This is a genomic window from Bradyrhizobium sp. Ken51, from assembly GCF_055807435.1.
In genome coordinates this window covers 637,673-658,590 of record NZ_JBVVPB010000001.1, presented here as the reverse complement: position 1 = coordinate 658,590, position 20,918 = coordinate 637,673, and the positions used below count along the sequence as shown (strand labels likewise).

Below are 20,918 nucleotides of genomic sequence, written 5' to 3'. Positions count from 1 at the left end.
CTCACGCCTTTTCGCTGCGCTCCAGGATTGGCCGGTACTGCTCGTGGGCCTTTTTCAACTCTGTCGCGGGATCGGCGCCGGCAAGGGTCGCGGTGATCGCCGCGCCAACGAGATCGCGGAATTCGGCGACCGGAATCACGACGGGCAGGCCCAGCTTGCTGACCTTGGCGGAATCGATCACCGACTGCAGCCACTCCTTGGGCATCTTCACGCCGTTCTGGACCTCGGCATCGTTCAGGATCGAGTTGCGGAACGGCACGCCGCCGCCGGCTTGCAACAGCCGGGCGCCTTGCGTTTTCGACACAACCCATTGGCAAAGCAGATAGGCGGCTTCCTTGTTCTTGCTCGCCGCGGCGATGCCGATGCCGTCGCCATAGGTCGCTGAATATTGTCCCTTCGGACCGGCCGGCACGACGGTGTAGCCGACCTTGCCGACCACGCGCGAGGCCGCCGGGTCTTCCAGCGGCGGCGCCCAGCCGACGCCGTCGATCCACATCGCCGAACGTCCTTGCGTGAACGAGGCCATCGACTCCATCCAGTTGAAGCCGGCGACGCCGGGCGGAGCGACTTTAGTCAACAATGTCTGATAGAGCTTGGTTGCAGCAATGGCTTCCGGACCGTCGGTCAGGATGTTGCCCTTCGCATCGAGGAATTCGCCGCCATAGTCGAGAAAGAAGTTGGTCCACAACGTCATGTTGGCGTTGCGCAGGCCGCGTCCGACAAAGCCGTAGGTGCCTTCCTTGGCATCGGTGAGCTTCTCGGCGGCCGCGACCATCTCGTCGAGGGTCTTGGGGACGGCGACGCCCTTCTTCTGGAACAGCTCCTTGTTGTAATACAGGATGAAATAATCGACCGACCACGGCAACGACAGCATCTGGCCCTTGTCGTTCCTGGCGTATTGCAGGCCGGCGGCCGAGAAATCGCTTTCCACGAGATCGGGCGCGGTCAGCGTCGGGTCTTTCATGTAAGGCGTGAGGTCGGCGAGCCAGCCGCCTTTCTCGAATTGCCGTTTCTGCACGTGATAGCTGAGATGGACGACGTCGAAGCTCGGCCGGCCCGAGGTGAGCTCGATCACGACCTTCTGGCGCTGCTGTTGCTCGGGAATCTGCTCCGCCTCGACCTGGATGCCGGTGAGCTCGGTAAACTCCTTGACGTATTTTTGCAGGTTGTCGCCGCGCGGGCCCTTGGCGAGGATCACCTCTAGCTTGGTCCCGGCGTATTTCTTCCAGTTCACCTCCGCGCGGGCTGGCAGTCCCGTCAGGCTGAGCGCGCCAGCTGCGGCAGTGCCCGTCAAGAGCGTACGACGCGAAATCTGATGGTCAGCCACTATATCCCTCCCGGATGACTCGTTTTGTTTGGGAGGGATACTAGCGGCCGTGCCGCGCGTGCCTAGCCCTAATCTGACGGATCACGGCCGCACGGCCGGCGTCTCCATCGGCAGGCCATGCGCTCGCGACATCAGATAGAGTTCGAGCGCGACCAGCTCGGGCGCGCCGAAATCATAGGCCTGGGCGCGGACACCCGTCATGCAACTGCGTAGCCGGCGCTCCAGCGATCCCAGCGTCTGCCATTCCAGGCGATAAAGCGGATAGCCGGTCGGCTGTCCCTGCGTGATCGGCGCGCCGGCAAGTCGCTTGTTGAAATTGTCGTCGTGGCAATTGGTGCAGGCAAGGTTGAGCTGGCCCTCGCGCTGCATGAAGATGTCGCGGCCCTGTTGGACGAATGGTTTCAGCTGCGGATCGTCCCCGGCCGTGATCGCGATGCCGCGCGATTGATGCGCGACGAAGGCGGACAGGGCGAGCAGGTCGCGGCTCTCGTAGGGTAACACCGGTGCCTGCTGATGATTGCTGCGGCAGAGATTGATGCGCTGGTCGAGCGTGACGGGGCGCGCCAGCGCCTTGTCGAAGGCCGGATAGCGCGCCGCGACGCCTTTCATGCTGCCGCGTGCATCGCCATGGCAATCCGCACAGGCCTTGTCGGCGCTGCCCGTCCTCTTCGTCCACAACGCCTCACCGTCGAGCACGAACAGCATGCCGGGATTTGAGGTGTCGTCATCCTGCATCGCGCGCGTGTCGGGTCCCATGAACGAATAGCCGGAGCGGCGCGCGTCCGGCGGAATCTCGCCGGCGAGCAGGGCAGGGGCGGTGGCGAGAAGCGCCGCGACCGCTATCGCGCGCCAGAAACTCATTCGACCGTGATCGACGCCGATGCGCTGGACGAATAGCCGTTGTCGCCGATCCATTCGAACTCGAACTTGCCGCTCTCCTTCGCGACCGTGAAGAACGACAGATAGGGATTGGCCGCGATCGCCGGAAAGAGATCGGCGCGAAAAATCTCGGTGCCGTTGTAGCGGCACGTAAAGCTCGTGATGATGTCGCGCGGCACCAGCGCGCCGTCCGCGGTATGGCGGAATCCGGTCTCCATGATGTGCGAGGTCAACGTGCGGATCTCGATGACATCGCCGCGCCTGGCTTTTGCCGGAACGTTGATGAGCGCGGCCATCAATTCATCTCCTCGGTGCAGGCGGCCAGCGTCACGACGATTTCGGTCGTGACCTGCCAGAACGTGTCGTCGGAAAGGCGCGCGATCGCCACCACCTTCTGGGTGTCGGCGAGCCGAATCCGGGTCGAGACCTGGGCGCGGCCGGAGGAGGGGCCGAGATGGAAGTTGCCGATGTTCGGCTGGGGATTCTTTTCGTTGAAGACGTGGATGCTCTTGACGTAGTCGTCCGCCGTCATCGGGCTCGCGACGCTCACGGTCATCGGCACCGTGTTGCCGTTCTCGACCAGCGGCGGAATGTCGAGCTTCACCTTGCCGGTGCGGACAGGTGCTTCGCCGACGACGTTGCGGATCGCGGCGCTGAGCATCGCCGGTGTCGCCTCGATCGGCCGCAGCGTGACGATCGGGATCGTCCCGGCGACCGTCGCGCTTCCGGCGAGATTTAGGAATTGTCGTCGCGTGGTCGGCATGAACAGTCCTAGTCCCGAAGCGTTGCAAGAAAAGCCACGATGTCCTCGATCTCGGCGGCGGACAAGATCGGTTTGCCGGCGAAATTGCGCCCGACCCGCACGAGGTGGCCGTTGCGATAATAGGATGGCATGATGGTTTCAGGGTTGAAGCGCGCTGCATCGATCAGTCGAAGCCGCAACTGGCTCACCGTCCAGCGGTTCCCTGCACCCGAGAGGTCAGGCGCGAGGTCGCCCTGGAACCGGGTCTCCGGGAAGGGACCGGAATGGCAGAGGATGCAGGTGGTGGTGCGCGCGAGCACGAGCGCGCGTCCGCGCGCGGCATCGCCGGGCGCGCCGGTGAGCGATTCCGCAATGCCGTCGCCGGCGATGTTGTAGGGCAGGAGCTCCTCGGCTCCCGCATGGCAGGCGAAGGCGACACTGGCGGCGATCAGCGCTGCGATATGGACCGATGTTCTAGCCAAAGGTGTCCGCCGTGATGGTTTGAAACCAGCGCTCGGCTTCAGCCGCCTCGCGGGCGCGCAATTCGCGCGGCGCATCGACCGGGCTGGTCGCGCCGCCCTCGACCTCGGCGAAGATGTCGCCCTTGGGCTGGTAATTGCCCGCGAGTGAAAAGCCGTAGCCGGGTGCGACGATGTTGTAGCAGACGCCTGTCAGTCGCTGCGTTTCTGGTGCGCGGCCGGCAAGGAGGTTCACGATCGCGGCAGCACAGGCCTTGCCCTGTGCGCTTGCCGCGGATGCCGATTTGGGAATGCCCCCGCCGAGGCAGGCGTCGCCGATGACGTGGATGTTCTGGACAAGTTTCGATTCGAAGGTGACGGGATCGATTGGGCACCAGCCGGTCGCATCCGCAGCGCCCGCGACCTCAGCGATGTGTCCGGCACGCTGCGGCGGGATGACGTTGGCGACATCAGGCGTGTAGTTGCCGAATTCGGTGACGATGGTCCTTGTCGCAGGATCGACCGAGGTCACGCGGCCGCCTTGCGACAACCCGATGCGTTCGACCATGTCGCCGTACAGCTCCTTCCACGCCCTCTCGAACAGTCGCTGCTGGGAGAAATTGTCCTTGGCGTCGAGGATCAAGACCTTTGAGCGCGGCTTCTTCGTTTTCAGGTAATGCGCGATCAGGCTGGCGCGCTCGTAAGGCGCCGGCGGACAGCGCGAGGGATTGGCGGGGATCGCAATCGCGACGGTGCCGCCGTCCGGCATGGCCTCCAATTGCCGACGCAGCAGCAGCGTCTGCGCACCGGCCTTCCAGGCATGCGGCATCTTTTCTGATGCCGCGTCGTCATAGCCAGGCAGGGGGTCGAAATGGAAGTCGATGCCGGGAGAGAGGACGAGACGATCATAGGGCAGCGCAACGCCATCGGCCGTCACGACGCTGCGCAGCTTCGGCTCGATTGTGGTTACGGCTTGGCTGATCACCGTGATGCCCTCGGCACCGAGCCTGTCATAGCCAAATTGCTGGCCTTCGATATCGCGCAGGCCGGCAATCACCTCGTTGCTGAAGGGGCAGGAGGTGAAGACCGCATTGGGTTCGATCAGGATGACTTGCAAGTTTACCTGCGCGCGCTTCAGCGCGCGGGCGCACGCCGCGCCGCCAAAGCCGCCGCCGACCACGACGACGCGGCCCGCCGATTGCGCGCGCAGGATCGAAGGGACGGCGAATGATGTGGCCGCGGCGGCGATGCCAAGGAGGGCATCCCGCCGTGTCACCGGCGCATTCATGAGTCTTGTCCGGAAAGTGTGCCGCGACGGCCGTTTCGGCCGCCGCGGCGTTTCTCAGGCGAAGGTGATGTTCTGGTCGCGCAACGGCACCGAACGGATGCGCTTGCCCGTCGCCGCGAAGTACGCATTGAGCACCGCCGGCGCCGCGACGCCGATGGTTGGCTCGCCGACGCCGCCCCAGAACCCGCCGCTCGGCACCATCACCGACTCCACCTTCGGCATCTCGTTGATGCGCATCGAATTGTAGGTGTCGAAGTTGGTCTGCTCGATCTTGCCGTCCTTGACGGTGCAGCCCCCGTAGAACAGCGCGGAGAGGCCATAGACGAAGGAGCCCGCGATCTGCCGCTCCACCTGGGCCGGATTGACGACGTAGCCGGGATCGGTGGACGCGACGATACGATGCACCTTGATCTTGTTGCCGTCGGTTACCGAGATTTCGGCGGCTCCGGCGACATAGCTGCCGTAGCCCATCACCTGCGCGATGCCGCGATAGATGCCCTTCGGCGCCGGGGTGCTCCAGCCGATCTTCTCGGCCACGGCATTGAGCACCGCCAGATGCTTGGGGTGATTGCCCATCAGCTTGCGGCGGAATTCGAGCGGGTCCTGGCCTGCGGCCTGGGCCAGCTCGTCCATGAAGCATTCCATGTAGATCGCGTTGTGATTGACGTTGACGCCGCGCCAGAAGCCCGGCGGAACATGCGGGTTGCGCATCGCATGCTCGACCAGGAGGTTTGGCACGGAGTAACCGAACGCGGCTTCGCCGGACTGGGCGACGCCCTGGAATGCGGCCGGATCCATGCCGTTCTGCAGCGCTTCCGGGCGGAGCGAGAACAGGATCGATTGCCCGGACAGGCGGTAGTGCAGCGCGACCAGATTGTTGTCGGCATCGAATGCGCCGGTCATCTTGCACTGGGTGATCGGGTGATATCTGCCGTGCGCCATGTCCTCTTCGCGCGACCATAACAGCTTGATCGGCGTGCCCGGCATCTGCTTGGCGATCAGGACGGCCTGACGGACATAGTCGGTCTGGCCGCGCCGGCCGAAGCCGCCGCCCGGCATCACCTTGTGCACGTCGCACTTCTCCGCCGGCAGGCCCGACGCTTCCAAGGTGGCCGCGAAGGCCGCCTCGCCATTCTGCGTGCCGCACCAGACCTCGCACGTCTCCGCCGTGTAGACCGCCGTGGCGTTCATCGGCTCCATGGTGGCGTGGTTCTGGTAGGGATAGCTGTAGACCGCCTCGATCTTCTTGGCGGCACCGGCAATCGCCGCCTTCGCGTCGCCGTTCTTGTTGCCGACATAGGCCGGCTGCGCGTTGTCGAGACCCTCCGTCAGCCATTTCGCGATCGACTCGCTGGAGACCTTGGCGTTGTCGCCCTCGTCCCAGACGATCGGCAGCGCCTCCAGCGCGGTCTTGGCCTGCCACCAGGTGTCGGCAACGACCGCGACCGCGGTATCGCCGACCTTGACGACCTTCTTGACGCCCTTCATGCCGGTGATCTTGGCTTCGTCATAGCTCTTCAGCTTGCCGCCGAACACCGGGCAATCCTTGATCGCGGCGTTCAGCATGCCCGGCAGCTTGACGTCGATGCCGTAGATCATGGCGCCGGTGGTCTTCTCGGCGGTGTCCAGCCGCTTCACGCCCTTGCCGATCAGCTTCCAGTCCTTGGGATCCTTCAGCTTGACGTCGGCCGGCGGCGCAAGCTTGGCCGCGGCCTCGGCGACCTTGCCGTAGGTCGTGGTCTTGCCGGACGGCGTGTGGGTGATGACGCTGTTGGCGGCGGTGCATTCGGGCGCCGGCACTTTCCACGCCTCGGCGGCGGCCTGGATCAGCATCACGCGTGCGGTGGCACCGCCCTTGCGGACATAGTCTTGCGAAGAGCGGATGCCGCGGCTGCCGCCGGTCGAGAAATCGCCCCAGACGCGCTTGCGGGCGACGCTCTGGCCCGGTGTCGGATATTCGGTCGAGACCTTCGACCAGTCGCATTCGAGTTCCTCGGCAACGAGCTGGGCGAGGCCGGTCAGCGAGCCCTGGCCCATCTCGGAGCGGGCGACGCGGATGACGACGGTGTCGTCGGGCCTGACCACGACCCAGGCGCCGATCTCGGGGGAGCCGTCGGCCGCGCGGACCACGGCGGGGCCGCCGAAGGGGATATCGAGGCCGATTGCGAGACCCGCGCCGACCGCGGCGGTGCCGACGACGAAGGCACGGCGGTTCATCCTGGGAGAGACATGCTTGTTCATGTGGCGGCTCCTTACGCGCTTGCGATCGTGTGGATCGCTTCGCGCACCTGCTGGAAGGTGCCGCAGCGGCAGATATTGGTGATGGCTTCGTCGATGTCGGCGTCGGTCGGCTTCGGCTTCTCGCTCAGCAGCGCCGCGACCGCCATGATCATGCCGCTCTGGCAATAGCCGCATTGCGGAACATCCTGGGCAATCCAGGCTTCCTGCACCTTGTGCAGTGCGTTGCCGGAGGCGAGCCCTTCGATGGTCGTGATCTTCTTGCCTACGGCCTCGCTGACCGAAACGCCGCAGGAGCGGGTGGCGACGCCGTCGATGTGAACGGTGCAGGCGCCGCATTGTGCAATGCCGCAGCCGTATTTCGTGCCGGTCAGGCCGGCATTCTCGCGGATTGCCCACAGCAGCGGCGTATCCGGCTCGACGTCGAGCGTCAAAGTTTTTCCGTTGATTGTTAGGTTTGCCATCGCAGTCCCCTGATTGGCCCAATCCACCGATTGGACGCAGGGGCGCAATGTGTCCGGCAAATTGGAAAGGTTCAAATCAATAGTCCGAGGGGTAACCGCCGGAGATTCCCCCCCCGGGCGGCTCGCGGCACGGCTTGGGGCGACGTCTACCGGCTCCCGCGCCGTCGCGCCCCTGGAACCGAGAGCGACAGTTTGTCCCTTTTGCCGGGGTGCAAGTCGACGATGCTCTGCTACAGTGGAATCAGCCAAAAAGAGGTTCCATGAACGTACCGCAGCCTTGCAAAGTCCTGATGCTCTATCCGCTGTTCTCGGCAGAGTCCTTCTGGAGCTTTGGCGAATCCTGCAAAGTGTTGGGCGTGAAGCGGCCCGCGGCCCCTTTGGGGCTGATCACGGTTGCCGCGATGTTGCCCGAGAGCTGGACGGTCCGGCTGATCGATTGCAACACGGAATCCTTCAGCGAAGAGGATCTTTCCTGGGCCGACGTCGTCTTCACCGGCGGAATGATGCCGCAGCAGGCCGACACGCTGCACCTGATCGAAATTTGCCGTGCCGCGGGCAAGCCGGTGGTCGTCGGCGGTCCCGATCCCACCTCGAGCCCCCACATCTATGAGAGGGCCGACTTCAAGGTGCTCGGCGAGGCCGAAAGCGTTCTCCACGAATTCGTCGCGGCCTGGGACAGTGGCGCACGATCCGGCGTCTTCATCGCGCCGAAATTCCAGGCTGACGTCACCAAGACGCCGGTGCCGCGCTTCGACCTGCTCAAATTCGAGGACTACCTTTATCTCGGTGTGCAGTATTCCCGCGGTTGCCCGTTCACCTGCGAGTTCTGCGACATCATCGAGCTCTATGGCCGGGTGCCGCGAACCAAGACGAATGAGCAAATGCTGGTCGAGCTCGACAGGCTCTACGCCATGGGCTACCGCGGCCATCTCGACTTCGTCGACGACAACTTCATCGGCAACAAGAAGTCGCTGCGGTTGTTCCTGCCGCAGCTCGCCGAATGGCAGCGTGCTCACGGCTATCCCTTCGAATTGTCGACGGAAGCCTCGGTCAATCTGGCCGACGATCCCGAGCTATTGGACCTGATGGGCCAGGCGAATTTCTTCGCCATCTTCGTCGGCATTGAAAGTCCGGATCCGGCGACGCTTGTCGCGATGCGGAAGAAGCAGAACACGCGGCGCAACATCGCCGAGAGCATCCACAAGATCTACGCCGCGGGCATGCTCGTCACCGCGGGTTTCATCGTCGGCTTCGACAATGAGAAGCTCTCGATGGCGGATGCCATGATCGACTTCATCGAAGAGGCGGCGATCCCGGTCAGCATGGTCGGCCTGCTCTATGCCTTGCCGAACACGCAGCTGACGCGCCGCCTCGAGCGCGAAGGCCGGTTGCATCCGGGCCACGATTTGGCGCCGACCATCGGCGCCGATCAGTGCACCGCCGGGATCAACTTCGATCCGGTGCGCCCGTTGCGCGACATCCTGACGGACTACAAGCGCGTGCTGGAGCACATCTACAGCCCGGAGGCCTATGCAAGGCGCATCGACCGTCTGATGACGCTGCTCGACCGCTCTCGCCAGCGCCAGGAGCTCGCGGAAGGCGATATCCGCGCCCGGATCGGCGCGATGGAAACGGTGCACAAGGTGGTCACAGCCCTTCCCGAGGCGCGCGGTCCGCTGTGGCAGACCTTCATGAACTGCGCCAAGCGCGACACCACATCGGCGCGGATCGCTGTGCAAATGATCGCGGCCTATGCCCATCTCGGGCCGTTCTCGCGCAAGGTCATCGCTGCCATCGATGAGCGCCTAGCTGCGCTCGACGAGGAGACTGTAATTCCGGTCGCGACTGTCGAGGTAACGGCGGCCCGACATCTGGCTTGACGGTCTACTCCACCGCCAGCCGCAAAAAGCTCATCACGCTGCCGAGCGCGGCAAAGCCCGCGCCAAGCGCCAATGCCGCGACTGCGCCATCGTGACCGGCCAGCGAGAAGCAGAGGGCGGCGAGCGCCGCCCCCATCGTCTGCCCCGTCAGGCGCGCGGTGGCGACGATGTCCGAGGCGCTGCCGCTGCGATGCGGCGGCGCGCTCGACATCACCGCCTTCATGTTCGGCGCCTGGAAGAAGCCGAACCCCATACCGCAGATCACCATCCGCCAGATGATATCGGGGATCGCAGGATTGGCCGGCAGCATCGCGAGCAGCGCCATGCCGAGACCGAGCAGCACGAGGCCGATGCCGCCGAGCAATCCGACCGCGTGCCGGTCGGAGAGACGCCCCGCGATCGGCGCCATGATGCCGACCACCAGCGGCCACGGCGTCATGAAGAAGCCGGTCTCGACCTGCGAACGCCCCAGCACGTCCTCGAAATAGAACGGCAGCGAGACGAAGGCGAGGCCCTGCACCGCGAACGAGCACACCGCGGTCGCCGCCGACAGCGCGAACATCGGCCGACTGAACAGGTCGATCGGCAGCATCGGCGCCGGATGGTCGGCATGGCGGCGCGTCAGGATGAAGCCGAGCACCAACGCCGTGACCAGCTCGATGCCAACGACCACCGGTGAGAGATTATGCGCGGCACTGCCGATGCCCGTGATGAACAAGCCGAGACAGGCCGACGCGAGGGCCGCGCCGAGAAAGTCAAAGCCGTGATCGGCGCGCGGCGTCTTCGGCAGCATCGCAAATCCGATGCCGATCGCGACGAGGCCGAACGGGATATTGACGGCGAACAGCCATGGCCACGGGCCGACCGCGAGGATGGCGGATGCGATCGAGGGACCGAAGGTGAAGGCGGTCGCGACCACCAGCGCGTTGTGGCCGAAGCCGCGGCCGAGCATCCGGCCGGGATAGACGAAGCGCACCAGCGCCGTGTTGACGCTCATGATGCCGCTCGCACCCAGCCCTTGCAGCGTGCGCGCAACCAGCAGGCTGTCCAGCGACCAGGCCACCGCGCAGAACAGCGAGGCGATGGTGAACAGGATCAGGCCGCCGAGATAGATGCGCTGGTGCCCGACGATCTCGCCGAGTGCTCCCAACGGCAGCAACGTCGCTACCAGCGCGATCTGGTAGACGTTGACCACCCAGACCGATTGCTCCGGGCTGACATGCAAGTCGCCGGCAATGGCGGGCAGCGCGATGTTTGCGATCGCGGTGTCGAGCGAGGCCATCGCCAGCGCGGTGAAGATCGCGGCAATGGCCCAGCGCCGCTGTGCGGCTGGAAGGCCGTCGGAAATGGTGTGGTCGGCCTCGCGCGCGCCGGCGGGTAACGTGATTGTCATTGCGTTAGCGCGTTGCTCCGGCGGCCGGCTACAGGGGACTTGGCATGTACTACGGCGCGGCCGCCTTCCACAGGCATATGCTTGCATGCAGTGTATGCGCGAAGGCTGGGCGATGAACCTGCGCGCCGGCGTATGATCGCGCGAGCTGCTGCAATTTCGGGGGATCGCCATGCACATCGTCGTTTTGCCCGGTGACGGCATCGGGCCCGAGATCACGACTGCGACATCAGGCGTGCTGCGCGCGGCCTCCGAACGCTTCCAGCTCAATCTGCGACTGGAGGAGCACGCAGTCGGCCATGCGAGCCTCAAACAATTTGGCACGACGGTACGCCCCGAGCTGCTCGACATCGTCCGCGCCGCCGACGGGCTGATCCTCGGGCCGACCGCGACCTTCGACTTCAAGGACGAGGCCCATGGCGAGATCAACCCGTCGCGGCACTTTCGCAAGAACCTCGACCTCTACGCCAATGTCAGGCCCGCACGCACCTATGCGGGGCTGTCCGGCCGGGGAGGCGATTTCGATCTCGTCGTGGTGCGCGAGAACACGGAAGGGTTTTACGCCGACCGCAACATGGAGCAGGGTAATGGCGAGATGCTGGTCACATCGGATGTCGTGATCTCGCTGCGTCGGATCACGCGCCATTGCTGCGAGCGCATCGCGCATGCGGCGTGCCGGCTGGCGATGAAGCGGCGCAAGCATCTCACCATCGTGCACAAGGCCAATGTGCTCAAGCTCGGCGACGGCATGTTCCTCGAGATCTGCCGCGAGGCGGCGAACGCCTATCCCAACCTCGCCGTCGACGACATCCTCGTCGACGCCATGATGGCGCATGTGGTGCGCAACCCCGACCGCTTCGACGTCATCGTCGCCACCAACATGTTCGGCGACATCCTGTCCGATCTCACGGCCGAGCTCTCCGGCAGCCTCGGCCTCGGCGGCTCGCTCAATGTCGGTCACAGCCACGCCATGGCGCAGGCCGCGCACGGCTCGGCGCCCGACATCGCAGGCCAGGACGTTGCCAATCCGGTCTCCCTGATCCTGTCGACGGCCCTGCTGCTCGGATGGCACGGCGAGAACAGCGGCGCGGTGCGGTACGAGGAAGCCGCACGTGCGATCGAGGCGGCGGTGGCGAAAGCGATCGGCGAGGGCAGGGCAACGCGCGATGTCGGCGGCGAGCTCGGCACGATCGCGGCGGGGGCGGCGATCGCGGAGATCTTGCAGGCCGGGTGAGTGGTCATGTGCATGTTTTTTTCAAGGGCTCAAAACAAAAAACGCGAAAACAACCCCATGCACAGTAGAAGGCCCCTTGATTAATAAGGGGATTTCCGAAACGTGCAGCGATGACATTCGCGGCGGCCCTGACGTTGACGCGTCGGGCAAAACATTGGCAAAATGCGATCGTGGCGGAGATCGCGGCGTGTATGCATTGGTGGTGGACGCGGGCAATTTCAGTGAGCTGACCTATGAAGTCTGAGAGGGATGGCATCAATCTCGCGGCCAAGCCAAGCGGAACGGGGTGCGTGGAATGCTCGGCTGCGGGCGGGTGGTGGTTTCACCTTCGCAGATGTGTCGAATGCGGTCACATCGGCTGCTGTGATGCGTCACCAAATCAGCACGCAACGAAACACAGCGCGGCGACAGGTCATCCGATCATCACGAGCTTCGAGCCGGGCGAACGATGGTTTTACGACTATCGCACCGGAGAGGCTTTCGCCGGCCCGACGCTTCAAGGTCCTCACGCGCATCCGTTGGATCAGCCGGTGCCCGGACCGGACGGCGCGGTGCCTCCAGACTGGCAAACGCTGCTGCATGAGTAAGGCGGTAGGCCGTAGGATGGGTAGAGCACTTGCGAAACCCATCAGGTTTCACGTCGTATGCTGTCGATGGGTTTCGCTGCGCTCTACCCATCCTACGAAGGCCAATCGGTTCTAGAACTGATACCTCCTCAACCCCCCATCCACCGGGATCACCGTGCCCGTGATGTAGCGCGCCACGGGTGATGCCAGAAACACCGCGAGCGCGGCGAGATCTTCCGGCTCGCCCCAATAGCCGACGGGAATCTCTTCCTCCGCAAAGCGCTCGCGATAATCAGGCGCGTAGTTGCGGCGGATCTGTTCGCTCATGATGCGTCCGGGCGGGATGCAGTTGATGGTGATGCCATGCTCGCCGATCTCGCGCGACAGGCCCTTGGCCCAGGCGTGCACGGCGGCTTTGGCGGCGAACGCGGCGTTGAGGCCTTCCGGCTCGGACTTGCCGGTGATGTTGACGATGCGGCCCCATTTGCGTTCGATCATCTGCGGCAGCAGCGCATGCGCGATGCGGCGGTAGCTGGTGAAATTCAGCGCGATCGCCTCGTCCCATTGGCTGTCGGGCGCATCGACCGGCAGCGGGCGACTGCCGCCGGCATTGTTGATGAGAATGTCGACATGGCCGAGCTCGCTCACGGCGAAGGCCGAAATGTTCTCCGCCGCGTCCTTGGCCATCACGTCCTGCTCGAACGGGGTGATCAGGCCGGAGCCGACTTCCGTCACCAGCTCGGCGAGCAGGTCGGTGCGCCGTGCCACGCCGACGACGCGCACGCCTTCGGCAGCCAAGCCCTTGGCGATGGCGCGGCCAATGCCGACGCTCGCTCCGGTGACGACGGCGGTTTTCGATTTGAGCCCGAGGTCCATGGTCACACGCTCTCTTGTTAGCTTTTCGCTTCTTGCTGTTCGTTTCCTGCCCCGTCCGCCCGGCTTGCGAATTGCCTGAGCGGGACGAGCAGTGGTAACCAAGAGCAACGGTGAAGGAAACACGAAAAAGAAAAGGCGTCGGCAATGGTCTGGGACCCGCAGCAATATCTAAAGTTCTCCGGTCACCGGCTTCGGCCCGCCATCGATCTGTTGATGCGGATTCCGGATTTCGCCCCGCGTGCGGTCGCCGATCTCGGCGCCGGCGCCGGCAACGTCACCAAGCTGATCAAGGAGCGTTGGCCGGACGCGACGGTGACCGGTGTCGAGGGCTCGGCCGAGATGGTTGCCGCCGGCCGCAAGGCGGCGCCGGACGTGGAATGGTCCCACGAGGACCTCGGCCACTGGCGCCCGACGAAACAATATGACGTGGTCTATTCCAATGCCGCGCTGCACTGGCTGCCCGATCATGCGGCACTGTTTCCATCTATCATGGAGAAGGTAACGCCCGGCGGAATGCTTGCTGTGCAGATGCCGCGCAACTTTCTGGCGCCCTCGCATGTGCTGATCGGCGAGACCGTGCTGGACGGTCCCTGGCGGTCCAAGGTGGAGCATCTCGTCACGCCGCCGCCGGTCGAGGGGCCGGCCTATTATCACGGTCTTCTTGCTCCGATGTCTGCCAATATCGACATCTGGGAGACGGAATATCTGCAGGTGCTGGAAGGCAAGAATCCCGTGAAGGAGTGGACCAAGGGCACCTGGCTGACGCGCTATCTCGACATCTTGCAGGGCGACGAGAAGGCCGCGTTCGAAGCCGCCTATGGGATGCGGGTCGCGAAAGCCTATCCGAAGAACGCCGCGGGACAGACGCTGTTTCCGTTCCGGCGTCTGTTCATGGTCGCCCAGCGCAGCGGCTGATCGCACTGCCGCAATGCGACATAAGCGCTCGCTTCCGGGAACGGCAGCGGGTGCCGGGTTGCGCAAGATAGCTTGGCTGCGGCAAATTGGGCTTAGGTCTAGTTGTTCGGGTGGCGGATTGCTGCCACTACTGAAACCGGAAAACAAAAAACACCCGGTTTTAGAGGTTGTTGGGAGGTACCTTCATGCGCAAACTGCTTCTTGCGGTCGCCGCCGCAGCACTTCTCGTGGCGCCTGCCTTGTCTCCTGTCTTGTCACCCGTCTTGGCCCAGGCCCAGAGCCCGATCGTCATCAAATTCAGCCACGTCGTCGCCAACGACACTCCCAAGGGCAAGGGCGCGCTGAAGTTCAAGGAGCTCGCGGAGAAGTACACCGACGGCAAGGTCAAGATTGAAATCTACCCGAACTCCACGCTGTACAAGGACAAGGAGGAGATCGAGGCGCTGCAGCTCGGCTCGGTGCAGATGCTCGCGCCCTCGACCGCCAAGTTCGCACCGCTCGGTATCAAGGAATTCGAGGCGCTCGACCTGCCCTGGTTGTTCAAGGACGACCAGACCTATTCGAACGCGATGAAGGGCAAGATTGGCAAGTGGCTGTTCGAGAAGCTCGAGACCAAGGGCATCACCGGGCTCGCTTATTGGGACAACGGCTTCCACATGCTGTCCGCCAACCGTGCCCTGATGAAGCCGGCCGATTTCCAGGGGCTCAAATTCCGCATCTCCGGATCGAAGGTCGCCGACCAATATCTGCGGATCATGGGCTCGATCCCCCAGATCATGGCGTTTTCCGAAGTCTATCAGGCCTTGCAGACGGGCGTGGTCGACGGCTGCGAGAACACCGCGTCCAACTACCTGACGCAGAAGTTTTACGAGGTGCAGAAGGACATCACCGTGTCCTATCACGCGCACCTGCAATATGCCGTCATCGTCAATTCGAAATTCTGGTCCGGCCTGCCACCCGATATCCGCGCCCAGCTCGAGAAGGCGATGAACGAGGCGACCGACTATACCAACCAGATCGCGCACCAGGAAAATGAGGATGCGCTGGCCGAGATCAAGAAGACGGGCAAGACCACGCTGCATTATCTGACTGACGCCGACCGCAAGGCGTGGCAGGAAGCGATGCAGCCGACCTACAAATGGGCGAAGGGGCGGGTCGGGCAGGAAGTGCTCGATCTCGTCGCCAAGGAACTCGACGTCAAGATGAACTGACGCCGGCGCGCTTTAAGAACAACCATGAACGGTCGGGAGTGATCGCACTCCCGGCCGTTGCTCTTGAATGATGAGCCAAGCTGAGGGGACCAAATTGCTGCGTGCATTGAATCGTGTGCTCAATCATCTCGAGGAATGGCTGATCGCGACGATGATCGCGGCCGCGACATCGCTCATCTTCGTTGCCGTGCTGCACCGATATGGCGCCGGGCTGTCGATCGACATCGCCAAATGGGCAGAGGCGCGCAATCTGGCCTTCCTGTCCGTCCCCGCGCGAGCCGCGTTCGTCTGGCTTGCCGCTCTCGACCTGTCCTGGGCGCAGGAACTCTGCATCTACATGTTCATCTGGATGGCGAAGTTCGGTGCGGCCTACGGGGTGCGCACCGGCATCCATGTCGGCGTCGACGTCCTGGTCAATGTCCTCCCCGGCGGATCGCGCCGCCGCGTCATCACGTTCGGCCTGATGTGCGGCGCTCTTTTCACTGCCATCGTTTGCTATTTCGGGGCCGCGTTCGTCGGCCAGATGTGGCAGACCGGCCAGCAATCCAACGATCTCGAAGCGCCGATGTGGCTGGTGTATCTCACCATCCCGCTCGGCTCCGGGCTGATGTGCTTCCGCTTCCTGCAGGTTGCCTGGTCGTTCTATCACACCGGCGAGCTGCCGCATCACGACGTGGCCGGCGTCGAGGGCGTGGAATTAGACCCGGTCCATCCGGCCCCGGTCACGCGCAGTCAGGTCATCCGCGATGAACGCAGCCCGCTCGGCTGGGTCCTGATGTTGTTGCCGGTCCTGATCGTGGCCGTGTGCTTCGCCCATTCCGCGCACGTGATCACGCTGCCGCAGGGCCTGCGTGTCGCCGTGGTTTTCGGCCTTCTGCTGTCGTTGATGCTCACGGGCATGCCGATCTCGATCGCGCTCGGCCTCACCGTGCTCAGCTTCATGTTCACGCTGACCGACGTGCGAACGGAATCGGTGGCGCTGAAGCTGTTCACCGGCATCGAAAGCTTCGAGATCATGGCGATCCCGTTCTTCATCCTTGCCGGCAACTTCCTGACCCATGGCGGCGTGGCGCGCCGGATGATCGCGTTCGCGACTTCGCTGGTCGGGCATTGGTACGGCGGCCTCGCGCTCTCGGGCGTGGTCGCCTGCGCGCTGTTCGCCGCGATTTCCGGCTCGTCGCCGGCCACCGTGGTAGCGATCGGATCGGTGATCCTGCCCGCGATGGTCGCGCAGGGATTCCCGAAGAGGTTCGGGGCGGGCGTGATCACGACCTCGGGCTCGCTGGGAATTCTCATTCCACCCTCGATTCCGATGGTGCTTTTTGCCGTCTCTACCAACACCTCCGTCGGCAAGCTGTTCATCGCCGGCATCGTGCCGGGGCTCGTGCTCGCCATGCTGCTCGGCGCCACGACGTTCTATCGGGCCTGGCGTAACGACTATCCGAGGATGCCGAAAGCAACCTTCTACGAACGCTTCGACGCGTTCCGCAAGTCGATCTGGGGTATCCTGCTGATCGTGATCGTGATCGGCGGCATCTACAGTGGCCTGTTCACACCGACCGAAGCTGCCGCCGTCAGTGCGGTGTACGCCTTCATCGTCGCAGTGTTCATCTACAAGGATCTGAAGCTGCGAGACGTGCCGCGCGTGCTGCTGTCGTCGGCAAATCTTTCGGCGATGCTGCTCTACATCATCACCAACGCAGTCTTGTTCTCGTTCCTGATGACCTACGAGAACGTGCCGCAAGCGCTGGCGCAATGGATGATCGACCAGGGCCTCGGCTGGATTGGATTCTTGCTCCTCGTCAATCTCCTGCTGCTGGTGGCGGGCAACGTGATGGAGCCGTCCTCGATCATCCTGATCATGGCGCCAATCCTGTTTCCGGTTGCGATCAAGCTCGGCATCGATCCGATCCATTTCGGCATCCTGATGACGGTCAACATGGAGGTCGGGCTCTGCCATCCCCCGGTCGGCCTCAATCTCTACGTCGCCTCAGGCATCGCCAAGATGGGCATCACCGAGCTCACGGTCGCGGTGTGGCCATGGCTGCTGACGATGCTGGCATTCCTCGTGGTCGTGACATATTGGCCGGGTCTGTCGCTGTGGCTGCCGCGATTGCTGGGCATGTAGCTACGAACACGCTGCTTCTCTCCACCTGTGGGCGCGGGGCTACGCATTGCTGCGTCCTCCCGCCATGGCAATCGGCCGCGAGATGCGGTTAGATGCCGCGCAACAGGCGGGGAGGAGATCGAGATGACGGACACGTCCAGCAACGAGCCGAAGGGCGCAACGCCGTCCGTCATCGCGCAGCAGACGGCGATGCTGAACGCGTTGCCGTTTTCCGACACGCGGGATTTCGACGACGCCGCGCGCGGCTTTCTCGGCACCATCGAGAACGCGGAGATCACCAATCCGCAAGGGCGGACGGTCTGGAGCCTCGAGCCTTACGGCTTTCTCTCCGCCGAGCAGGCGCCGGCCACGGTCAATCCGAGCCTGTGGCGCCAGTCGCGGCTCAACATGCAGCACGGCCTGTTCGAGGTCGTGCCCGGCGTCTACCAGGTGCGTGGGCTCGACATCGCCAACATGACGCTGATCGAAGGCGACGGTGGCGTCATCGTCGTCGACACACTGACCTCGATCGAGGGCGCGCGCGCCGCGCTCGATCTCTACTACAGGCATCGCGGCCAGCGACCGGTCGCGGCCGTGATCTTCACCCATACCCACACCGACCATTGGGGCGGCGCGCGCGGCGTGCTGGAGGAGGACGCGCTCGCGAGCGGCCGCGTCCCGATCATCGCGCCGAACTTGTTCATGGAGCATGCCGTCTCCGAGAACATCATCGCGGGACCTGCGATGCTGCGCCGGGCGCAGTACCAGTTCGGACCTCTCCTCGCCAAGGGTGCGCGCGGGCAGGTCGATTGCGGCCTTGGCAAGTCGATGGCGGCAGGTTCGGTGGCGCTGCTGCGGCCGACCGATTTGATCATGGCGACCGGCGATCGGCGCGTGATCGACGGCGTCGAGTTCGAATTCCAGATGGCGCCGAACAGCGAAGCGCCGGCCGAGATGCATTTCTTCATCCCGCGCTACAAGCTGTTGAACCTCGCCGAGAACTGCACCCACAATTTCCACAATCTGCTGCCGTTCCGCGGCGCCGACGTGCGCGACGCGCTGGCCTGGTCGAAATATCTGGGCGAGGCCCTCCAGCTCTGGGACGGCAAGGCGGAGGCGATGTGCGGCCAGCATCACTGGCCGGTGTGGGGACGCGAACGCATCCGCACCATGATCCGCCAGCAGCGCGATCTCTATAAATTCGCGCATGACCAGACCATCCGCCTGATGAACCACGGTCTCACCGCGGCCGAGATCGCCGAAACGATCCAGCTGCCCAAGAGCCTGGAGGGCGCCTGGCACGGCCGCGGCTATTACGGCCACATCCGGCACAATGTGAAGGCGATCTATCAAAAATATCTGGGCTGGTACGACGCCAATCCGGTCAATCTCGATCCGTTGCCCCCGGTTGAGTCGGGCAAGAAATTCGTCGAGTACATGGGCGGCGCCGGCGCGATCCTCGCGCGGGCGCGTGTCGATTTCGATAAGGGCGAATTCCGCTTCGTGGCGCAGGCGCTCGGCCATCTCGTCTTTGCCGAGCCGGACAATCAGGCGGCGCGTGCGTTGCTGGCGGATACGCTGGAGCAGCTCGGCTACGCCGCCGAAAGCGCGACCTGGCGCAATGCCTATCTGTTCGGCGCGCAGGAATTGCGCCAGGGCATGCCGAAGGTGCCGGCACGCCCGCCGATGCCGCGCGAGACGCTGGCGGCGCTGCGCACCTCACAGCTCTGGGACGTGCTCGGCATCCGCCTCAATGGACCGAAGGCGGAAGGAAAGCACATCGTGCTGAACTGGAGCTTTTCCGACACCGGCGAGACGTTCGTGCTCAATCTGGAGAACTGCGCGCTCACCTACACAGCGGGCATGCAGGCGGACAATGCAGATGCCAGCTTCACGCTCGCGCGGTCGACGCTCGATGAGGTGATCGCAAAACTCACCAGCTTCCCGGAGGCGGTGGCCGCCGGCAAGGTCAAATTCGCCGGCAATCCGATGCGCCTCGCCGAGCTGATGGGCCTGATAGACGAATTCCCGCGCATGTTCGAGATCGTCGAGCCGAAGCGGGCGGTGGTGAGATAGGCTACCGCATTCTTCCGTCATTGCGAGCGCAGCGAAGCAATCCAGAATCTCTCCGCCGGGACGGCCTGGATTGCTTCGCTGCGCTCGCAATGAGGTTGATAGAGAGGAGCGCGCCCCACGCAAATGTCGATGGCCGGGACATGCCCGGCCATGACGGTCGCGATGGGATGGGCGCGTGCTCCTGCTACTCCGCGCTGCTTACCAGCTTGATCCGCGGCGCCTGTTCCTCGCCGAGGCTGCGATAGGCCGCGAGATAATCCAGCGCCATCCGCCGCGCCGTGAAGCGCGTCTCGAACTGCTTGCGGATGAGGGAGCGATCGAGTTGCGGCAGGCGACCGACGACGCCGGCTGCGCTGAGGACGTCCTCGACGACGAAGCCAGTGAGGCCATCGTCGATGATCTCGGGCACCGAGCCGCGGTTGAAGGCGATGACCGGCGTGCCGCAGGCCATGGCTTCGATCATCACCAGGCCAAACGGCTCGGGCCAGTCGATCGGCAACAAGAGGCCAAGTGCGCCGCTCAGGAAGTCCGACTTCTCGTGATCGCTGATCTCGCCGATGAATTCCACCAGCGGATTGTTCTCGATCATCGGCCGGATCAGCTCGTCATAGTAATCCTGGTCGGCCCGATCGACCTTGGCGGCGATCTTGAGCGGAATGCCGCAATGCGTCGCGATCTTGATGGCGCGGTCGACGCCCTTTTCCGGCGCGATGCGGCCGAGCACGGCGAGATATTCCTGTTTCGCCGGCTTCGGCGTCAGCAGGTTCTCCGGCAGGCCGTGGTGAATCGTCCTCACCCAGTTTGCCTGCGGCACCGGCCGGCGCTGCGCGTTCGAGATCGAGATGACGGGGACCTTCGAGAAGGTGTTGAAGACCGGTTGATGCTCCGGCAGGTCGAGCCGGCCGTGCAGCGTGGTCAGGAACGGTGTCGGCTGCCGGTAGAACAGCGACCACGGATAATAATCGAGGTGGAAGTGGAGGAAGTCGAACTCCTCGTCGTCACATTTCTGCCGCACCCGCTCCAGCATCACCATATGCAGCGCATTGGGATCGCGCACGGAACCGTCGAGACGGAGTGCCCGCGGCCACAGCGCATCCAGCTTTGCCGAGGTTTGCGAGTCGCCGCTCGCGAACAGCGTCACATCGTGCCCAAGGGCCACCAGCTCTTCCGTCAACCAATGCACCACCCGCTCGGTGCCGCCATACAGCTTGGGTGGAACAGCCTCCGTCAACGGAGCTACCTGCGCGATGCGCATCTCACCATCTCC

The 20,918-nt window shown here is 64.0% G+C and carries 19 protein-coding genes and 1 pseudogene; 9 read left to right on the top strand and 11 right to left on the bottom strand.

All coding sequences use genetic code 11. The annotated features are described in order from the left end of the window. Nucleotide 1: 1 nt before the first annotated feature. From AC0L27_RS02910 to AC0L27_RS02875, 8 genes are all read right to left on the bottom strand, one after another. Nucleotides 2-1,327: an ABC transporter substrate-binding protein gene (locus AC0L27_RS02910; RefSeq protein WP_354056709.1), complete on the bottom strand. Its 1,326-nt coding sequence runs from the start codon at nucleotides 1,325-1,327 to the stop codon at nucleotides 2-4. 81 nt (nucleotides 1,328-1,408) lie between these two features. Then, nucleotides 1,409-2,188, bottom strand: a complete 780-nt coding sequence (gene soxA, locus AC0L27_RS02905; protein ID WP_473317900.1) for a sulfur oxidation c-type cytochrome SoxA — start codon at nucleotides 2,186-2,188, stop codon at nucleotides 1,409-1,411. Beyond that, a complete protein-coding gene (gene soxZ / locus AC0L27_RS02900) occupies nucleotides 2,185-2,502 on the bottom strand; it encodes a thiosulfate oxidation carrier complex protein SoxZ (protein ID WP_354207281.1) in 318 nt (105 codons plus the stop codon). Before soxZ ends, soxA begins: the two co-directional genes overlap by 4 nt. Then, nucleotides 2,502-2,969: a SoxY-related AACIE arm protein gene (locus tag AC0L27_RS02895; RefSeq protein WP_354207279.1), complete on the bottom strand. Its 468-nt coding sequence runs from the start codon at nucleotides 2,967-2,969 to the stop codon at nucleotides 2,502-2,504. The genes soxZ and AC0L27_RS02895 overlap by 1 nt, the downstream gene beginning before the upstream one ends. Nucleotides 2,970-2,977: 8 nt before the next feature. Further along, entirely contained in the window at nucleotides 2,978-3,430 is a 453-nt protein-coding gene (gene soxX, locus AC0L27_RS02890; RefSeq protein ID WP_275170387.1) for a sulfur oxidation c-type cytochrome SoxX, read from the bottom strand. Next, nucleotides 3,423-4,694 (bottom strand): FCSD flavin-binding domain-containing protein, encoded by a 1,272-nt coding sequence (locus tag AC0L27_RS02885; RefSeq protein WP_473317899.1) that lies wholly within the window; start codon nucleotides 4,692-4,694, stop codon nucleotides 3,423-3,425. Before AC0L27_RS02885 ends, soxX begins: the two co-directional genes overlap by 8 nt. 54 nt (nucleotides 4,695-4,748) lie before the next feature. Then, nucleotides 4,749-6,935, bottom strand: a complete 2,187-nt coding sequence (locus AC0L27_RS02880) for a xanthine dehydrogenase family protein molybdopterin-binding subunit (RefSeq protein WP_354207275.1) — start codon at nucleotides 6,933-6,935, stop codon at nucleotides 4,749-4,751. Between the two features lie 11 nt (nucleotides 6,936-6,946). After that, complete coding sequence (locus AC0L27_RS02875; RefSeq protein WP_354207273.1) at nucleotides 6,947-7,396, bottom strand: (2Fe-2S)-binding protein; 450 nt, start codon at nucleotides 7,394-7,396, stop codon at nucleotides 6,947-6,949. A 260-nt stretch (nucleotides 7,397-7,656) separates the two neighbouring features. Here AC0L27_RS02875 and AC0L27_RS02870 point away from each other — a divergent pair, with 260 nt between their 5' ends. Beyond that, complete coding sequence (locus AC0L27_RS02870) at nucleotides 7,657-9,276, top strand: B12-binding domain-containing radical SAM protein (protein ID WP_354207271.1); 1,620 nt, start codon at nucleotides 7,657-7,659, stop codon at nucleotides 9,274-9,276. Nucleotides 9,277-9,280: 4 nt separating this feature from the next. On the opposite strand, the gene AC0L27_RS02865 is transcribed toward AC0L27_RS02870, so the two are convergent. Then, complete coding sequence (locus tag AC0L27_RS02865) at nucleotides 9,281-10,669, bottom strand: MFS transporter (RefSeq protein ID WP_473317898.1); 1,389 nt, start codon at nucleotides 10,667-10,669, stop codon at nucleotides 9,281-9,283. A 169-nt stretch (nucleotides 10,670-10,838) separates the two neighbouring features. On the opposite strand from AC0L27_RS02865, the gene AC0L27_RS02860 reads away from it, so the two are divergent. The 3 genes from AC0L27_RS02860 (at nucleotide 10,839) to AC0L27_RS02850 (ending at nucleotide 12,487) form a co-directional block, all read left to right on the top strand. After that, entirely contained in the window at nucleotides 10,839-11,900 is a 1,062-nt protein-coding gene (locus tag AC0L27_RS02860) for an isocitrate/isopropylmalate dehydrogenase family protein (RefSeq protein WP_354207267.1), read from the top strand. 76 nt (nucleotides 11,901-11,976) lie between these two features. Further along, nucleotides 11,977-12,144, top strand: a complete 168-nt coding sequence (locus tag AC0L27_RS02855; RefSeq protein ID WP_473317897.1) for a hypothetical protein — start codon at nucleotides 11,977-11,979, stop codon at nucleotides 12,142-12,144. Then, a complete protein-coding gene (locus AC0L27_RS02850; protein ID WP_354207265.1) occupies nucleotides 12,134-12,487 on the top strand; it encodes a UBP-type zinc finger domain-containing protein in 354 nt (117 codons plus the stop codon). The genes AC0L27_RS02855 and AC0L27_RS02850 overlap by 11 nt, the downstream gene beginning before the upstream one ends. A gap of 111 nt (nucleotides 12,488-12,598) precedes the next feature. Here AC0L27_RS02850 and AC0L27_RS02845 read toward each other — a convergent pair whose 3' ends face one another. Further along, nucleotides 12,599-13,342 (bottom strand): SDR family NAD(P)-dependent oxidoreductase, encoded by a 744-nt coding sequence (locus AC0L27_RS02845; RefSeq protein WP_354207357.1) that lies wholly within the window; start codon nucleotides 13,340-13,342, stop codon nucleotides 12,599-12,601. A 144-nt stretch (nucleotides 13,343-13,486) separates the two neighbouring features. Between AC0L27_RS02845 and AC0L27_RS02840 the strand changes: the two genes are divergently transcribed. The 5 genes and pseudogenes from AC0L27_RS02840 (at nucleotide 13,487) to AC0L27_RS02820 (ending at nucleotide 19,651) form a co-directional block, all read left to right on the top strand. Further along, complete coding sequence (locus AC0L27_RS02840; RefSeq protein WP_473317896.1) at nucleotides 13,487-14,257, top strand: methyltransferase domain-containing protein; 771 nt, start codon at nucleotides 13,487-13,489, stop codon at nucleotides 14,255-14,257. Nucleotides 14,258-14,442: 185 nt separating this feature from the next. After that, entirely contained in the window at nucleotides 14,443-15,468 is a 1,026-nt protein-coding gene (locus tag AC0L27_RS02835; protein WP_354207261.1) for a DctP family TRAP transporter solute-binding subunit, read from the top strand. 67 nt (nucleotides 15,469-15,535) lie between these two features. After that, a pseudogene (locus AC0L27_RS02830) lies at nucleotides 15,536-16,093 on the top strand (TRAP transporter small permease); the annotation flags it as partial. A gap of 222 nt (nucleotides 16,094-16,315) precedes the next feature. Beyond that, nucleotides 16,316-17,596, top strand: a complete 1,281-nt coding sequence (locus AC0L27_RS02825) for a TRAP transporter large permease (RefSeq protein WP_342761046.1) — start codon at nucleotides 16,316-16,318, stop codon at nucleotides 17,594-17,596. A 123-nt stretch (nucleotides 17,597-17,719) separates the two neighbouring features. Then, complete coding sequence (locus AC0L27_RS02820; protein WP_473317895.1) at nucleotides 17,720-19,651, top strand: alkyl/aryl-sulfatase; 1,932 nt, start codon at nucleotides 17,720-17,722, stop codon at nucleotides 19,649-19,651. A 184-nt stretch (nucleotides 19,652-19,835) separates the two neighbouring features. Here the strand turns inward: AC0L27_RS02820 and AC0L27_RS02815 are convergent, their stop codons facing one another. Then, nucleotides 19,836-20,906, bottom strand: a complete 1,071-nt coding sequence (locus tag AC0L27_RS02815; protein WP_275170399.1) for a glycosyltransferase family 4 protein — start codon at nucleotides 20,904-20,906, stop codon at nucleotides 19,836-19,838. Nucleotides 20,907-20,918 lie beyond the last annotated feature (12 nt).

Excerpts from the sequence above, each read along its gene's own strand:
- AC0L27_RS02875 (WP_354207273.1), bottom strand. The coding sequence starts at position 7,396 with ATGGCAAACCTAACAATCAACGGAAAAACTTTGACGCTCGACGTCGAG.
- AC0L27_RS02885 (WP_473317899.1), bottom strand. The coding sequence starts at position 4,694 with ATGAATGCGCCGGTGACACGGCGGGATGCCCTCCTTGGCATCGCCGCC.
- AC0L27_RS02860 (WP_354207267.1), top strand. The coding sequence starts at position 10,839 with ATGCACATCGTCGTTTTGCCCGGTGACGGCATCGGGCCCGAGATCACG.
- AC0L27_RS02835 (WP_354207261.1), top strand. The coding sequence starts at position 14,443 with ATGCGCAAACTGCTTCTTGCGGTCGCCGCCGCAGCACTTCTCGTGGCG.
- soxZ (WP_354207281.1), bottom strand. The coding sequence starts at position 2,502 with ATGGCCGCGCTCATCAACGTTCCGGCAAAAGCCAGGCGCGGCGATGTC.
- AC0L27_RS02895 (WP_354207279.1), bottom strand. The coding sequence starts at position 2,969 with ATGCCGACCACGCGACGACAATTCCTAAATCTCGCCGGAAGCGCGACG.
- AC0L27_RS02845 (WP_354207357.1), bottom strand. The coding sequence starts at position 13,342 with ATGGACCTCGGGCTCAAATCGAAAACCGCCGTCGTCACCGGAGCGAGC.
- AC0L27_RS02865 (WP_473317898.1), bottom strand. The coding sequence starts at position 10,669 with ATGACAATCACGTTACCCGCCGGCGCGCGCGAGGCCGACCACACCATT.
- AC0L27_RS02880 (WP_354207275.1), bottom strand. The coding sequence starts at position 6,935 with ATGAACAAGCATGTCTCTCCCAGGATGAACCGCCGTGCCTTCGTCGTC.
- soxA (WP_473317900.1), bottom strand. The coding sequence starts at position 2,188 with ATGAGTTTCTGGCGCGCGATAGCGGTCGCGGCGCTTCTCGCCACCGCC.
- AC0L27_RS02815 (WP_275170399.1), bottom strand. The coding sequence starts at position 20,906 with ATGCGCATCGCGCAGGTAGCTCCGTTGACGGAGGCTGTTCCACCCAAG.
- AC0L27_RS02840 (WP_473317896.1), top strand. The coding sequence starts at position 13,487 with ATGGTCTGGGACCCGCAGCAATATCTAAAGTTCTCCGGTCACCGGCTT.
- AC0L27_RS02870 (WP_354207271.1), top strand. The coding sequence starts at position 7,657 with ATGAACGTACCGCAGCCTTGCAAAGTCCTGATGCTCTATCCGCTGTTC.
- AC0L27_RS02820 (WP_473317895.1), top strand. The coding sequence starts at position 17,720 with ATGACGGACACGTCCAGCAACGAGCCGAAGGGCGCAACGCCGTCCGTC.
- AC0L27_RS02850 (WP_354207265.1), top strand. The coding sequence starts at position 12,134 with ATGAAGTCTGAGAGGGATGGCATCAATCTCGCGGCCAAGCCAAGCGGA.